16 protein-coding genes are annotated in these 14,844 nt (G+C 60.6%); 11 read left to right on the plus strand and 5 right to left on the minus strand.

All coding sequences use genetic code 11. The features are described from left to right. Positions 1 to 34: 34 nt before the first annotated feature. The 10 genes from JFU47_RS20750 to JFU47_RS20795 all read left to right on the plus strand — a co-directional run bounded on the left by JFU47_RS20750 (position 35) and on the right by JFU47_RS20795 (position 7,200). Positions 35 to 697: a riboflavin synthase gene (locus tag JFU47_RS20750; protein WP_201185370.1), complete on the plus strand. Its 663-nt coding sequence runs from the start codon at positions 35 to 37 to the stop codon at positions 695 to 697. A 16-nt stretch (positions 698 to 713) separates the two neighbouring features. Continuing rightward, a complete protein-coding gene (gene ribBA / locus JFU47_RS20755) occupies positions 714 to 1,805 on the plus strand; it encodes a bifunctional 3,4-dihydroxy-2-butanone-4-phosphate synthase/GTP cyclohydrolase II (RefSeq protein WP_033059428.1) in 1,092 nt (363 codons plus the stop codon). A 91-nt stretch (positions 1,806 to 1,896) separates the two neighbouring features. After that, positions 1,897 to 2,373 (plus strand): 6,7-dimethyl-8-ribityllumazine synthase, encoded by a 477-nt coding sequence (gene ribH, locus JFU47_RS20760; protein ID WP_074871273.1) that lies wholly within the window; start codon positions 1,897 to 1,899, stop codon positions 2,371 to 2,373. Next, positions 2,370 to 2,870, plus strand: coding sequence for a transcription antitermination factor NusB (gene nusB, locus JFU47_RS20765; RefSeq protein ID WP_008153530.1), 501 nt, complete (start codon positions 2,370 to 2,372; stop codon positions 2,868 to 2,870). The genes ribH and nusB overlap by 4 nt, the downstream gene beginning before the upstream one ends. Before the next feature lie 18 nt (positions 2,871 to 2,888). Continuing rightward, on the plus strand, positions 2,889 to 3,854 hold the full coding sequence (gene thiL / locus JFU47_RS20770) for a thiamine-phosphate kinase (protein ID WP_201185372.1): 966 nt from the start codon (positions 2,889 to 2,891) through the stop codon (positions 3,852 to 3,854). After that, a complete protein-coding gene (locus tag JFU47_RS20775; RefSeq protein WP_003228639.1) occupies positions 3,851 to 4,354 on the plus strand; it encodes a phosphatidylglycerophosphatase A family protein in 504 nt (167 codons plus the stop codon). Before thiL ends, JFU47_RS20775 begins: the two co-directional genes overlap by 4 nt. A 22-nt stretch (positions 4,355 to 4,376) precedes the next feature. Beyond that, on the plus strand, positions 4,377 to 5,114 hold the full coding sequence (locus JFU47_RS20780; protein ID WP_201185374.1) for a substrate-binding periplasmic protein: 738 nt from the start codon (positions 4,377 to 4,379) through the stop codon (positions 5,112 to 5,114). Positions 5,115 to 5,366: 252 nt separating this feature from the next. Next, entirely contained in the window at positions 5,367 to 5,984 is a 618-nt protein-coding gene (gene ribA / locus JFU47_RS20785; RefSeq protein WP_123367655.1) for a GTP cyclohydrolase II, read from the plus strand. Continuing rightward, positions 5,981 to 6,400, plus strand: a complete 420-nt coding sequence (locus tag JFU47_RS20790; RefSeq protein WP_201185376.1) for an MFS transporter — start codon at positions 5,981 to 5,983, stop codon at positions 6,398 to 6,400. Before ribA ends, JFU47_RS20790 begins: the two co-directional genes overlap by 4 nt. Continuing rightward, positions 6,400 to 7,200, plus strand: coding sequence for a cobalamin-binding protein (locus JFU47_RS20795; protein ID WP_201185378.1), 801 nt, complete (start codon positions 6,400 to 6,402; stop codon positions 7,198 to 7,200). The genes JFU47_RS20790 and JFU47_RS20795 overlap by 1 nt, the downstream gene beginning before the upstream one ends. A 120-nt stretch (positions 7,201 to 7,320) precedes the next feature. Here JFU47_RS20795 and JFU47_RS20800 read toward each other — a convergent pair whose 3' ends face one another. The 5 genes from JFU47_RS20800 to JFU47_RS20820 all read right to left on the minus strand — a co-directional run bounded on the left by JFU47_RS20800 (position 7,321) and on the right by JFU47_RS20820 (position 13,742). Beyond that, positions 7,321 to 9,204 (minus strand): TonB-dependent receptor domain-containing protein, encoded by a 1,884-nt coding sequence (locus JFU47_RS20800; RefSeq protein WP_201185380.1) that lies wholly within the window; start codon positions 9,202 to 9,204, stop codon positions 7,321 to 7,323. A gap of 168 nt (positions 9,205 to 9,372) precedes the next feature. Then, the gene (gene dxs / locus JFU47_RS20805; protein ID WP_201185382.1) at positions 9,373 to 11,271 is read right to left on the minus strand and encodes a 1-deoxy-D-xylulose-5-phosphate synthase; all 1,899 of its coding nucleotides are present in this window, start codon (positions 11,269 to 11,271) and stop codon (positions 9,373 to 9,375) included. An 89-nt stretch (positions 11,272 to 11,360) separates the two neighbouring features. After that, the gene (gene ispA / locus JFU47_RS20810; RefSeq protein ID WP_140893717.1) at positions 11,361 to 12,248 is read right to left on the minus strand and encodes a (2E,6E)-farnesyl diphosphate synthase; all 888 of its coding nucleotides are present in this window, start codon (positions 12,246 to 12,248) and stop codon (positions 11,361 to 11,363) included. Next, complete coding sequence (locus tag JFU47_RS20815; protein WP_007894317.1) at positions 12,245 to 12,487, minus strand: exodeoxyribonuclease VII small subunit; 243 nt, start codon at positions 12,485 to 12,487, stop codon at positions 12,245 to 12,247. Before JFU47_RS20815 ends, ispA begins: the two co-directional genes overlap by 4 nt. Positions 12,488 to 12,596: 109 nt before the next feature. Then, entirely contained in the window at positions 12,597 to 13,742 is a 1,146-nt protein-coding gene (locus tag JFU47_RS20820) for a Fic family protein (protein WP_201185384.1), read from the minus strand. Between the two features lie 278 nt (positions 13,743 to 14,020). Between JFU47_RS20820 and JFU47_RS20825 the strand changes: the two genes are divergently transcribed. After that, entirely contained in the window at positions 14,021 to 14,812 is a 792-nt protein-coding gene (locus tag JFU47_RS20825; RefSeq protein ID WP_140680843.1) for a YfaP family protein, read from the plus strand. Positions 14,813 to 14,844: the final 32 nt, after the last annotated feature.

Raw genomic sequence — 14,844 nt, forward strand, 5'->3', positions numbered from 1 at the left:
GCCACGCGACGGCCCTGTTCTCGAGGAGGACTCCATGTTTACCGGCATCATCGAATCCATCGGCAGTATTCGTGCATTGACCCCAAAAGGCGGAGATGTGCGGGTACACGTAGAAACCGGCAAGCTCGACCTGAGCGACGTCAAACTGGGCGACAGCATCGCGGTCAACGGCGTGTGCCTGACCGCAGTTGAGTTGCCAGGCAACGGCTTTGCGGCGGACGTCAGTCGCGAAACCCTCGACTGCACCGCCATGAATGATCTGAAAAGCGGCAGTCCGGTCAACCTGGAAAAAGCCCTGACCCCGACCACTCGCCTCGGCGGGCATCTGGTCAGCGGTCACGTCGATGGCGTGGGCGAAGTGGTTTCCCGCACCGAGAATGCTCGCGCGGTGGAGTTCCGCATCCGCGCCCCCAAAGAGCTGGCCAAGTACATCGCCCATAAAGGCTCGATCACCGTCGACGGCACCAGCCTGACCGTGAACGCGGTCGATGGCGCCGAGTTCTTGCTGACGATCATTCCGCACACCCTGAGCGAAACCATCATGGCGTCTTACCAGCCAGGTCGCCGGGTGAATCTCGAAGTTGACTTGCTGGCACGTTATCTGGAACGCCTGTTGTTGGGCGACAAGGCCGCAGAGCCGACTTCTGGAAACATCACCGAAAGCTTTCTAGCCGCCAACGGCTACCTCAAATCCTGACCCAAGGGGGTGCCTTGTGGCGCTCAATAGCATCGAAGAACTGGTTGAAGACATCCGCCAAGGCAAGATGGTCATCCTCATGGATGACGAAGATCGCGAGAACGAAGGCGACCTGATCATGGCCGCCGAGTGCTGCCAGCCTGAACACATCAACTTCATGGCCAAGCACGCCCGTGGCCTGATCTGCATGCCAATGAGCCGCGAGCGCTGCGAACTGCTGAAGCTGCCCTTGATGGCGCCGCGCAACGGTTCCGGTTTCGGCACCAAGTTCACCGTGTCCATCGAAGCAGCCACCGGCGTGACCACCGGCATTTCCGCTGCCGACCGCGCGCGCACTGTGCAAGCGGCCGCCGCGAAAGACGCCAAGGCTGAAGACATCGTCAGCCCCGGCCACATCTTCCCGCTGATGGCCCAGGCTGGTGGCACCCTGGCTCGCGCCGGTCACACTGAAGCCGCCTGCGACCTGGCGCGCATGGCCGGTTTCGAGCCGAGCGGCGTAATCTGCGAAGTGATGAACGACGACGGCACCATGTCCCGCCGCGCGGAACTGGAAGCGTTTGCTGCCGAACACAACATCAAGATCGGCACCATCGCCGATCTGATTCACTACCGGATGATCCACGAACGTACCGTTCAGCGGATTGCCGAGCAGCCACTGGACAGCGAACTGGGCCAATTCAACCTGGTGACCTATCGTGATTCCGTGGAAGGCGACGTGCACATGGCCCTGACCCTGGGCACCGTGTGCGCCGAAGAGCCGACCCTGGTTCGGGTGCACAACATGGACCCGCTGCGCGACCTGTTGATGGTCAAGCAGCCTGGCCGCTGGAGCCTGCGCGCCGCGATGGCCGCGGTTGCCGAGGCGGGTAGCGGCGTGGTGCTGTTGCTCGGTCACCCGCTCGATGGCGACGTGTTGCTGGCGCACATCCGCGAAACCGCGGAGCACGTACCAGCGAAAAAACCGACCACCTACAGCATCGTCGGTGCGGGTTCACAGATCCTTCGGGACCTGGGCGTGCGCAAAATGCGCCTGATGAGTGCGCCGATGAAATTTAATGCGATATCCGGTTTCGATCTGGAAGTTGTAGAATACGTGCCCTCCGAATAATGACCGGTTGTTTCCAGTCCTTGATTCGCGGTTAACACATCACTGAGGGACGCGTAGAAAGCGCGTCCCGGCTCTTTAAGAGATCTAACGAATGACCCTGAAGACCATCGAAGGTACCTTCATCGCCCCTAAAGGCCGCTACGCTTTGGTAGTAGGCCGTTTCAACAGCTTCGTCGTTGAAAGTCTGGTCAGCGGTGCAGTTGATGCCCTGGTTCGCCACGGCGTGAGCGAAAGCGACATCACCATCATCCGCGCACCTGGCGCCTTCGAAATCCCGCTGGTTGCGCAGAAAGTCGCTCAGAAGGGCGAGTACGCGGCAATCATCGCCCTGGGCGCGGTCATTCGTGGCGGTACTCCGCACTTCGAATACGTGGCTGGCGAATGCACCAAAGGCCTGTCCCAGGTGTCCATGGAGTTCGGCGTTCCAGTCGCATTTGGCGTGCTGACCGTTGATTCCATTGAGCAAGCCATCGAACGTTCCGGCACCAAGGCCGGTAACAAAGGTGCTGAAGCTGCCCTGTCCGCTCTGGAAATGGTCAGCCTGCTGGCGCAGTTGGAGGCCAAGTGATTAGCGACGAAAGTGATCGTTTCAACCCGCGCGATCCAAAGCCTGCGGATGCCGGCAAGCCATCGAAAAGCGTCAAGCGTCGCGAAGCCCGTCAGCTCGCGACTCAGGCGCTGTACCAATGGCACATGGCCAAGCAATCTTTGAACGAGATCGAAGCGCAGTTTCGGGTCGATAACGATTTCAGCGATGTCGATGCCGCTTACTTTCACGACATCCTGCACGGCGTTCCGGCTCACAAGCCGGAAATCGACGCTGCACTGACGCCGTGCCTGGACATCACCATCGAAGAGCTGGACCCGGTTGAACTGGCCGTTCTGCGCCTGTCGACCTGGGAACTGCTCAAGCGCGTCGACGTGCCGTACCGCGTTGTGATCAACGAAGGTATCGAGCTGGCGAAAGTCTTCGGTTCCACCGACGGCCACAAGTTCGTCAACGGTGTACTCGACAAGCTGGCCCCGCGTCTGCGTGAAGCTGAAGTGAAGGCGTTCAAGCGCTAACCTGCGCTTGGAGATGCCATGGGCGAGTTTGAGCTGATCCGCAATTTCTTCGCCGCCGCGCCCTGTGCGCAAGGCGGCGAGGGCGTTGCCCTTGGGATCGGCGATGATTGCGCCTTGCTGGCTGTTCCCCTCGGGGAGCAGTTGGCCATTTCCACCGACACACTGGTTGCCGGTGTGCATTTCGCAGATCCTTGCGACCCGTTTCTGCTCGGTCAGCGCTCGCTGGCCGTGGCCGTCAGCGATCTGGCTGCCATGGGCGCCACCCCCATTGCCTTTACCCTTGCCCTGACCTTACCGACGGTGACCGCCGATTGGCTGGACGCCTACGCCCGTGGTTTGAACCTCATGGCGCAGCGCTGCGGTGTGGCGCTGGTGGGCGGTGATACCTCCCGCGGACCATTGAGCCTGACGATGACCGTGTTCGGTCGTGTGCCGGCGGGTTTGGCGTTGACCCGCAGCGGTGCGCAGCCAGGCGATTTGCTGTGCGTTGGCGGTGAGCTTGGCAACGCGGCGGGGGCATTGCCGCTGGTGCTCGGTCAGCGGACGGCTGAAGCCGCCATCGCCGATCCGCTGCTGGCACATTACTGGTCGCCGCAGCCGCAACTCGCGTTGGGCCAGGCGCTGCGCGGTAAAGCCACCTCGGCGCTGGACATCTCCGACGGCCTGCTCGCGGACTGCGGGCATATTGCCCTTGCGTCACAGGTCGGCATTCAGGTTGAACGGGACACGCTGCCGTTGTCGAACGCGTTGGTCGCCTTCCTCGGTCAATCGGGCGCAGAAATCGCGGCCCTGAGCGGCGGTGATGATTACGTGCTGGCCTTTACCCTGCCGTCCGTCGAGTTGCCGCAATTGTTGAGCGACGGCTGGCCGATCCATGTGGTTGGGCGTGTAGTGACGGGGCAGGGCGTGGTGCTGCTGGACGCCGATGGACAAGACATCACCCCGCAAACCCGGGGCTATCAACATTTTCGGGAGACACCGTGACAGATCATCCCAAACAGGTTCCGGCGGAATTCGTACCGCCGTCGGTCTGGCGCAATCCGTGGCACTTCCTGGCGTTCGGCTTCGGCTCGGGCACTTTGCCAAAAGCACCGGGCACCTGGGGTTCGTTAGTTGCGCTACCCTTTATCCCGTTGTGGCAGATGCTGCCCGATTGGGGTTACTGGCTGATGCTCGGCATCACCATGCTGTTTGGCTTCTGGCTGTGCGGCAAGGTCGCCGACGATTTGCGGGTGCACGACCACGAAGGCATCGTCTGGGATGAAATGGTCGGGATGTGGATCACCTTGTGGCTGGTGCCAGAAGGTTGGTACTGGTTGCTGGCGGGATTTTTGATGTTCCGCTTCTTCGACATCCTCAAGCCGTGGCCGATTCGCTGGATCGACCGGCATGTGCATGGCGGCGTCGGGATCATGCTCGATGACGTGTTGGCCGGGGTGTTTGCGTGGTTGGCGATGCAGGGGCTGGTATGGATTTTTGCCTGACGGGCAAAATAGGGGACTAGGGATGGCTCGACGCTGGTTGACTGTGATGGTTTTCGCGATATTTTGCTCGCTCGCCCAGGCGAGTGACGAGAGTACAACGCCGTCGGTGATTCATCTGGCCAGCGAAGACTGGGAAGACTACACCGCCGCCGATGGCCACGGTCTGGGCTGGGACGTATTGCGGGAAGTCTTCGAGCCGGCGGGGGTCAAGCTGGACATCCGCAGCGAACCGTACGTGCGCTCCATGGGCCTGGCCCAGCGCGGCGAAGTGGATGCCTGTGTCGGCTCCTATCTTGATGAGTCCAGCGATCTGCTCTATCCGCGCTGGAACTTCGATACCGATCACATCTATGCCCTAGGGCTGGCCAGCAACCCCGCACCGACCCCGGAAACCCTGGGCAACTATCGACTGGCCTGGGTTCGCGGCTACGACTACCAGGATTACCTGCCCAACGTGCGCCGTTATAACGAAGTGCTGCGGCGTACCGGGATTTTGTCGATGTTGACCCGCAACCGCGCCGACTTTTACATCGACGCACTGACCGAGGTCGACTATGTCCTCAAATGGGCCAAGGATCCGTCGCAGTTCCGTCGCACTCACATCGCGGAATTGCCGCTGTATCTGTGCTTTGCCAAGACCCCCAAGGCCCGGACACTGATGGCGCTTTTCGACCAACGCATGGAGCAACTGGTGAAAAACGGCCAGCTGAAACCGATCTTCGAGCGCTGGAAACAACCCTATCCGTTTGACCCGAACTAAGCGCAAACCCTGTAGCGCTTGATTAACCTTGTGGGAGCGAGCCTGCTCGCGATGACGGTGTATCAGTCGACATCAATGGTTCAAGACAGACCGCTATCGCGAGCAGGCTCACTCCCACAGGGGGGCTGTGGTGGCTTGAGATCTAACTTTTTGATTGTTATGCCCCATAATTCAGCCTAAGCGTCTGTCGGAACGTGCTGTTACAATGCCGCGTCTGCGAATCTCCAGTACTTATTGATCAGGAGCACACCGGTGCCTGTCGTTTTTGTCGCCGCTTCCAAGCTGCCAACGCCTTTTGCGCAATTCACCATGCACGGCTTTCTCGATGAAGAAAACGGGCGCGAGCACGTAGTGCTGAGCCTGGGTGAGTTCGTCGACGGTGCCCCGGTACTCGGCCGGTTGCATTCCGAATGCCTGACCGGCGATGCCTTGTTCAGCCAGCGTTGCGACTGCGGCTCGCAACTCGAGGCCGCCTTGCAGGCTATCGCCCGTGAAGGTCGTGGCGTGTTGCTGTACTTGCGTCAGGAAGGTCGCGGCATTGGCCTGCTGAACAAGATTCGCGCCTATGAATTGCAGGATGGCGGCGCCGATACCGTTGAAGCCAACGAACAGTTGGGTTTTGCCGCCGATCAGCGCGACTACGCCATGTGCCTGCCGATGCTGGAGCATCTGGGCGTGAAATCCCTGCGATTGATGACCAACAACCCACGCAAGGTCAAAGCCTTGACCGACATGGGCATCGTGGTCGCCGAGCGCGTGCCGCTGCACACCGGCCATAATCCGCACAACAAACTCTACCTGGCCACCAAGGCCAGCAAGCTCGACCACATGATGGGCAATGAGCATCAGGGTGAGGCAGACCGGGCGTGACTCGCGGTCAGGTGCGGCGGCGACTGTCCGTCAACTGGTGGCAATACCTGGCGCTGGCCTTGGTGCCGCTGTTTGTGATCAACGGCGTATTTGGCCAGAGCGAGGCGATCCTGCCGGTGCTGGCGATGCCGTTGTTCATTGCGGGTGTGGCGTCGATGTTTGTCAGCCTGAAATTCTTTGGCGGCTACAAACACGCACTGATCGCCACTCAAAAAGCCCTCGACACCCCTGAAGAACCTGCTGCCTGGATCGCCTTGGCTGCCAGGCGCCGCACGGCGTTCCTGGCTGCCGGCTTGCCGGCCTGGGTCGGTGCGCTGGCGGTATTCGTCGGCCTCGAAGCCGTACCGTTGATGCTGCTGGCGTTGTCGACCCTGGTGCTTTTCTACCTCTATCGTATTCCGCGTCAACTCGGCTGATGCGACCCGTCTGGCTGGCGGTTTTGCTGCTGGCCGTCAGTGTCCCGGCGGCTGCGGTCGAACGCGTTGTCAGCCTGGCGCCGTCCCTTTCTGAAATCGTTGTAGAGCTGGGTTCAGCCGACTTGTTGGTCGGTGTGCTGGATGCGGGCGAGCGTCCTGCCGCGCTAAAGGATCTTCCTTCCGTTGGCCGCTACGGTCAGTTGGACATGGAGCGTTTGCTGAGCCTCAAGCCCGATCTGTTGCTGCTCTGGCCCGGCAGCGTCGGCCCGGCCCAGCGTGAGCAGCTTAAACGGTTGAATATGCCCACCTACGTGGTCGAACCTCACAGCCTCGAACAACTCACTGCGCAGATTGAAGCGATTGCCATCCAGCTTGGACGGCCAGAGCGGGGCGTAACGTTGGCGGCTGATTTACGCCAGAAACTGGATAACCTGCGCCAGCGCTATCGACGGGACAAGCCATTGCAGGTGTTTTATCAGGTCTGGGATCGGCCGCTGTACACCGTTGGTGGCGGGCAGATCATCAGCGATGCGCTTGAAGTGTGCGGAGCGCGCAATGTGTTTGCCGACCTGACCCTGCCAGCACCCCAGGTCAGCGTCGAAGCGGTGTTGCAGCGTAATCCCGAGGTGATTCTGGCCAGTGATCAGGCGCAGCTCGACGCCTGGAAAGCCTGGCCGCAGGTGGCGGCGGTGGCGCAGGGGCGTTTGTTGTTGGTAACGGATAAAGGGTTGGAGCGGCCGAGTGGGCAGATGGTCGAGGCGACAGCCAAGTTGTGCCAGCTGATCGCGCCTGAGCGCTGAGACCGAGGTGTGGCCTTCGCGAGCAGGCTCGCTCCCACATTGGATCTTTGTGCGACACACCCCCCCTGTGGGAGCGAGCCTGCTCGCGAAGAGGCCAGCCCAAACACCGCTGGTTTCAGATCAGAGCTCCGGCGTCCAGGTCACCCCGAACATCCACGCCCGACCTTCCTCACGATACCCATACTGACTGTCGTCATGGCTGTACAGCGCCCGGCTGTAACCCTTGTCCAGCAGGTTATCGACCTTCAGCTCAAGCTTGATCTCACGATTCAATTCCCAGCTGCTGCGCAACCCCAGCAACGCGTACCCGCCCAACGGCTGCAGATTGTTCTCATCGTCATAGCTGCTGCTCACCGCTTGCCAGCTGGCGCCGAGCCCTAGCCGGTCGAACTGGCGATCCATATCCAGGCTCAAGGTCCGCCGCGCACGCCGAGCCAGGGTATGGCCGCTGTCGCGATCCCGCGGGTCGATGATCGCCACGCCGAGGTTGCTCTGCCAGCCGAACAGTTCCTGTTTCAATGCCGCTTCGAACCCGTTGATTCGTGCCGAGGCGACGTTCTGCGGCCGTGAGTTGCTACCGAAAATAATCGCGTCTTCCAGGTCCGTTCGGTACAGAGAAGCTTCCAGGCGAGCGGTGTCGGTCAGTTGACTGCGCCATTGCAGCTCATAGCTTTTCGACGTCTCGGGTTTCAGGTCTGGATTACTGAAGTCGGGGTAATACAGATCATTGAACGTCGGCGCGCGGAAGCCTTCGCTGTAGGTCAGCAGCACATCGTTGTCCGGATTCAGCGGCAGGGTGAAGGTGCCGCTCCAGCTGTTCTGGCCGCCGAACTGCTGGTTTTGATCACGGCGCAGGCCCAGCTCGGTGGAGAAGCTCTCCGCCTGGTAATGATGTTGAATGAACGCCGCACGGTTCCAGCGGCTGTCCTCGTCGAATGGCGTGCTGCTGTTGATCCGGTCCTCGTACCAGTCGCCGCCGAGGATCAGGCTGTTGCGCTCGTCGAGGGTCAGGTCGTTCTGCCAGTTCACCGAGTCGCGATAGGTGTTGAACACACTGCGCTCCGCGCTGAGCTTGTCGAGCGTCTTCTCGCGGTTTTCGCTGTGGCCGAACTCGACGCGGGTTTTCCACAGGTCATTGATACGTGCATCGACGTAGCTGCTGACGCTGCTCACCGCAAAGTCGCTGTAGGGCTGCTGCTGGACTGACTCGAACGTGTCCATGTCGAAGCGGCCAAACGGATTGTCGAACTCACTTTTGCCACGGTTATCCAGCAGGTTGGCGCCGATTTCGATGTCGTCGGTGAGGGCGTGACTCAGGCTCAAACTCATCGATTTGTTGCGGTATTCGTCATGATCGCCGTCGCTGGGATAGGACTCGTGAGTGCGATTGATTCCGGCGGTTTCATCAAGGCTGGCGCCGAGGTTGAATCGGGTCTGCTCGTCGCCGCCAGACAGCCCGAGGCTGCGTTCCCAGGTCTGGTTGCTGCCAAAGCCCACGTGCATTCGCGGTTGCAGGCCTTGCTCGCCGCCGCGACGCGTGAAGATCTGGATCACCCCGCCAATCGCGTCGCTGCCATAAATCACCGAGCGGGAGCCGCGTAACACTTCCACGCGCTCGACCTGTTCGATGTTGATGTGTTGCAGATTGCTGTCGCCGGAGGTGGAGTTGCCGATGCGCTGGCCGTCGACCAACACCAGGCTTTGGGCTGATTTGGTACCGCGAATGGAAATCCCCGGCAGACTCCCGCGCCCACCGGTTTGCCCGACCTGTACGCCCGGCACGCGACGTAGCAAGTCAGTGACGCTGCTCGGTTGCAGACGATCAATGTCTTCGCGGGTGAACACGGTGTTGGCGGCGCTGCTGTCATTGCGCGCTTCGACCTGACGGTTGGCGCTGATCAGCACGTCGGGAAGCTTCAGGGCCTGATCGCGTTCGAAGGTGTCGGCCAGCAGTTGGCCGGCCGGCAGCAGGGTCAGCGTCAGGGCGAGGGGGGAGAGTTTCATGGGTAACCCGTTGGCGCTTTGAAGCGAACAAAATTTTGAAAGGCACAAATACCATTGTGGGAGCGAGCCTGCTCGCGATGGCAGTGTGTCAGTCAACATCTAAATTGACTGTCAGACCGCATTCGCGAGCAGGCTCGCTCCCACAGGGTTTTGTATGTAGCCAGAAGGTCAGATGTTGAGCAGTTGCAAACGCTCACGCACCGAAGCTTCGATCCCGGCCTCATCCAGCCCGCATTCGGCCAGCATTTGCGCAGGCTTGGCGTGCTCGACGTAACTGTCCGGCAAGCCCAGGTGCAGCATCGACTTGAGGATGTTTTCGCGAGCAAGAAATTCGCTGACTGCGCCACCGGCACCGCCCATGATCGCGTTCTCTTCGATGGTCACCAGCAGCTCGTGGCTGCCGGCGATATCGCGAACCAGTGCTTCATCAAGCGGTTTGACGAAACGCATGTCGACCACGGTTGCATCCAGCGTCTCGGCGACTTTCAGCGCCTCGGCCAGTTGCACGCCGAACACCAGCAGGGCGACTTTGCTGCCCTGACGACGAACCACACCCTTGCCGATTTCGATCGGCTCGAGGTTTTTCTCGATCGTCGCGTTCGGGCCAGAGCCGCGTGGATAACGCACCGCCGCCGGGCCGTTGAACAGGTGGCCGGTGGTGAGCATTTTGCGCAGTTCGTTTTCGTCGCTCGGGGTCATCACCAGCATGCCGGGGATGCAGCGCAGGAACGACAGGTCGAAGCTACCCGCGTGAGTCGGGCCGTCTTCGCCCACCAGACCCGCGCGGTCGATGGCGAACAGTACGTCGAGGTTTTGCACCGCGACGTCATGAATCAATTGGTCGTAGCCACGTTGCAGGAACGTCGAATAAATCGCCACCACCGGTTTCGCGCCTTCGCAGGCCATGCCGGCAGCGAGGGTCACAGCGTGTTGCTCGGCAATCGCCACGTCGAAGTAGCGCAGCGGGAAGCGTTCGCTGAAGGCCACCAGATCGGAGCCTTCCTTCATCGCCGGGGTGATCCCGACCAAGCGCGGATCAGCAGCGGCCATGTCGCACAGCCATTCACCGAACACACCGGAATACTTCGGTCCGCCAGCTTTCTTCGGCGCGGCGGCCGGAGCGTTCAGCGGTTCGAGTTTGGTGATCGCGTGGTAACCGATCGGGTCGACTTCCGCCGGGGCGAAGCCTTTGCCTTTCTTGGTGACGACGTGCAGGAACTGCGGGCCTTTCAGATCGCGCATGTTGCGCAGGGTGGCGATCAGGGTCGGCAGGTCGTGGCCATCGATCGGGCCGATGTAGTTCCAGCCCAGCTCTTCAAACAGCGTGCCGGGAACCAGCATGCCTTTGGCGTATTCTTCGGTGCGACGGGCGATTTCCCAGGCGCCGGGCAGGCGCGACAGGACCTTTTTGCTGCCTTCGCGCATGCTCGCGTAAGTGCGGCTGGAAAGGATTTTCGCCAGATAGTTCGACAGCCCGCCGACGTTGCGCGAGATCGACATGTCATTGTCGTTGAGGATAACCAGCATGTTGGCGTTCACTTCCGGCGCATGGTTCAGCGCCTCGAAGGCCATGCCGGCAGTCAATGCGCCGTCGCCGATCACGGCAATCGCCTTGCGATCACTGTTCTGCAGGCGGGCGGCAATGGCCATGCCCAGCGCTGCGCTGATCGAGGTGCTGGAGTGGCCGACACCAAAGGTGTCGTACTCGCTCTCGGAACGACGCGGGAAGGCCGCGACGCCGTCCTTCTGGCGCAGGGTGCCCATGCGCTCACGACGGCCGGTGAGGATTTTGTGCGGATAAGCCTGATGACCCACGTCCCACACCAGCCGGTCGTCCGGGGTGTCAAAGACGTAATGCAGCGCGATGGTCAGCTCGATGACGCCCAGGCCGGCACCGAAATGCCCGCCGGTCTGACCGACCGTGTAGAGCAATTCCTGGCGCAACTCATCGGCCAGGGTTTCCAGCTCGGCTTCGCCTAACCGCCGCAGCCCATCCGGCGTGTTGGCACGGTCGAGCAGGGGCGTGGTCGGGCGTTTGCGGGGAATCTCATGAAACGTCGTGGGCATCAGGCGAATCGTTATAGGTATAAAAGATGCGGCAGTTTACCTGATGCATCGTCCCCTGCCCACGCGTTGGTTTTTTGGCAGATACGCCGTCAGTTGCGCCGGTCGACGATATAACGGGCCAGATCGCGCAACGGCTCGGCTGCCGCGTCAAACGGTCGCAGCGCATGCAGGGCCTGATCGCGCAGTTCCAGGGCGTAGGCCTTGGCTGCATCGAGTCCGAGCAGGGCCGGATAGGTCGGCTTGTCGCGTGCGATATCGGCGCCTTGGCGTTTGCCGAGGGTTTCGGTATCGCTTTCGACGTCGAGAATGTCGTCCTGCACCTGGAACGCCAGACCGATGGCCTGTGCATAAGTCTGCAAGGACTTGAGTTCGTCTTTTTCGGCACGACCACTGGCCAGGGCCCCGAGTTTGACGCTGACCTCGATCAGCGCGCCGGTCTTGTGCCGGTGCATGGTTTCGAGGGCTTTTTGATCGAGTTTCAGACCGACCGAACCGAGGTCAATGGCTTGACCGCCGACCATGCCTGCCGGGCCTGCGGCCAATGCGAGAGCTCTGACCATTTGCAGGCGGATTTCAGCGTCAGAGTTGCTCAGACGCGGATCAAGCAGGGCGCTGAAGGCCAGGCTCTGCAAGCCGTCACCGGCGAGGATCGCGCAAGCTTCATCGAATTTTTTGTGAGTGGTCGGCTGGCCGCGGCGCAGATCGTCGTCGTCCATGGCCGGCAAATCGTCATGCACCAGGGAATAAGCGTGAATCAGCTCCACCGCGCACGCCGCGCCGTTGGCGTCCTCGGCCTTGCCGCCCAGCGCTTCGCACGCGGCGTAGGCCAGCAGCGGACGGACCCGTTTGCCGCCGTTCATCACGCTGTAGCGCATGGCTTCGTATAGACGCGCGAGCTCCGGGCTCGGCGCGTTGAACAGGGTTTCCAATGCAGCATTGACGCGGGCCTGGCTGGTCGCTGAATACGCTGCAATCATTCTGGCTGATCCGCGTCGAAGGGTTCCTCGGCCAGTTCGCCATCACGCTCGAGCAGCACCTGAACCTTTTGCTCGGCCTGGGCCAGCGCCGCCTGGCAATCGCGGGTCAGACCGATGCCTTGCTCGAAAGCCGTCAGCGAGTCTTCCAGCGACAATTCGCCGTTCTCCAGACGCTCCACCAGCGTTTGCAGGTCAGCGAGAGATTGTTCGAAATCCAGTGCAGCTTTTTTGCGGGCCATGGCGGCTATTTCCGGTTGACGTTAAACCGGCGCGACACTAGCAGACATGGGGGGTATGGGCAAATCAGCGGGTCCGTAAACCCCCGTCGCTCCCCCGGAAAATTCAGGTTCAAGACGCTGCTTCGTCGGGATAACTGATCTGGTAACGGGTACTGCGCCCACCACCGGGCAAGCGTTTCAGACAGCCCTTCTCCAGCAATTCGGCCAGATGACGAGTAGCGGTGGCCTTGGACACTTTCGCCACAGTTTGATACTGAGCCGCGCTGATCCCGTCCTTGAAACCTCGCACTCCACCATCGAGCAAGCGATTCAGCACTTTGCTCTGTTCGTTCGACAGCTCGGATTCCCGGTGTGCCTGCCAGAAACGCGCCTTCCCCAATACTGACTCAATCCGCGTCATGGCTTGCTGCAAACTGCGTAGCAGGGTTTGCAGAAACCATTCCAGCCATTCGGTGATATCCAGCGTGGCTTTCTGGCTGGTTTCCAATACTTGGTAATAGCCTGAACGGTCATCAAGAATGCTCGCCGACATCGCGTAGAAGCGGATGGCCTGGGCCTCACCCTGAGCCAGGGCTAAATCGGTGATCGTTCTCGTCAGTCGCCCGTTACCATCGTCGAAAGGGTGCAATGTTACGAACCAGAAATGCGCGATGCCGGCCCTTAGCAGTGGGTCGAGGCCTGCCTGGTTCTGGCTGGCTTCAAACCAGGTGAGGAACGTGTCCAGTTGCTGCTCAAGGCCTTGGCGGGGCGGTGCTTCGAAGTGTACGGTCGGCCTGTCGAGACGCCCTGACACAACTTGCATCGGCTCATCGCCGCGTAATGCACCGACATGGATCAAGCGAGCAGTGAGGTCCGTGTCCTGATCCGGAAACAGCCATTTATGCCATTCCAGCAATCGTTCAAATGTCAGGGGTTGCGCAAAATGCTGAGTGGCATCGAGCATCAACTTCGCCAGTCCTTCGCTGCGTTGGCTGACTTGGTCGCCATTGACCGCTTCCAGGCCCAGACGCCGCGCCAACGAAGAGCGGACCGAGCCTGCATTCAGCTGCTCACCCTCAATGGCGGATGAGGTCACGATGTTCTGCAACAGAGCATCCAGTTCGCTCTGAGCACTCAGCGAACTGCCCACTGAGCTGGCCATGCCCATCAATCGCCCTTGAGCTTGAACGCACTCGCGCAAAAACGGCCCCAACCGCTCCGCTTGCCAGTTGAAATTGGGCCAATCGGGCTGCTGCCAGATCCAGTGAGGTGCCATGAACAAGGTGCTCTTGGAGTGGGTGAGCCGAATAGAATCGTTATTCGGCTCATATAGTGAGCCGAATATGACGCCTATTCGGCTCACCGTCCACCCACCAGCGTGATCCTCACCGCAAATTCAGATGTATCCGATTGTTAAAAAACCGCCGAATGGCTAATCTTCGCGCCTTCTACGACCCGATAGTCATGGGTCTTTCTGACGAAACGCAGTTTTTGGATCTGTAACGCGCCGAGGATCGGGCGCAAGGTTTCGTTATGCATGGCAGGAGGCGTCACATGCGTTCATTTCTTCTATTGCTGATGGGGCTCGTCTGCGCGACCTCTGCCTGGGCCGAGCCTTCGGCCGAGGTGTCGGAACCGGTGGGTGGGTGGCGTTATTCCGGCCTGCTGGACCGCAGTGAAAACCCTCAAGTTGCCTATCCCACGCCACCGATCGATCGCGGTGTGCAGCGCAATCGCACCATGATCCAGGGCCAGCTCAAGGACATCGGCACTCAGCGAGGGCCGCACACCCTGGCCGTCAACGGCAATCCTCTGAATCTGTACACCGACGACCAAGGGCGTTTCGCCCGGCCGTATGCGTTCGGCGCCGGCTCCAACAGCGTTGAAGTACGCAGCTCCGAAGGCCAATCGCTCAAGCGCGTTCAATTCTATGAAGCCAACAACCTGCGCACCCCGGCGCGGATTCGCGTGGTGCTGGGCTGGGATGACCCGAAAGCCGAACTCGATCTGCACATCATTACCCCCGACGGCCAACACGCGTTCTGGGCTCACTCGGCGCTGACCAACGGTGGCGGTCTGGACCCGGACGGCGTTGATGGCCCCGGACCGGAAATGTTCACCATGACCGCGCCGATGCATGGCACCTATCTGGTTTACGTGAACTATTGGGGCAACTTCGGCAGTGGCGGCTATAACTTCGATGAGACCAGCAACCAGAACGAGGTGATCACCTCGCAGATCAACCTGGTGCTCAACGAAAACACCGTCGACGAAAAACGCGAGACCTTCATCGTGCCCCTGCGGGCCATCGGTGACCTGCTGCTGGTCAAGACTTTCAACTATTAAGCATCCCGCTCCACGGATGACATCGGGTTTTG

Source organism: Pseudomonas sp. TH39(2020) (genome assembly GCF_016650715.1).
Lineage (GTDB): Bacteria > Pseudomonadota > Gammaproteobacteria > Pseudomonadales > Pseudomonadaceae > Aquipseudomonas > Aquipseudomonas mandelii_C.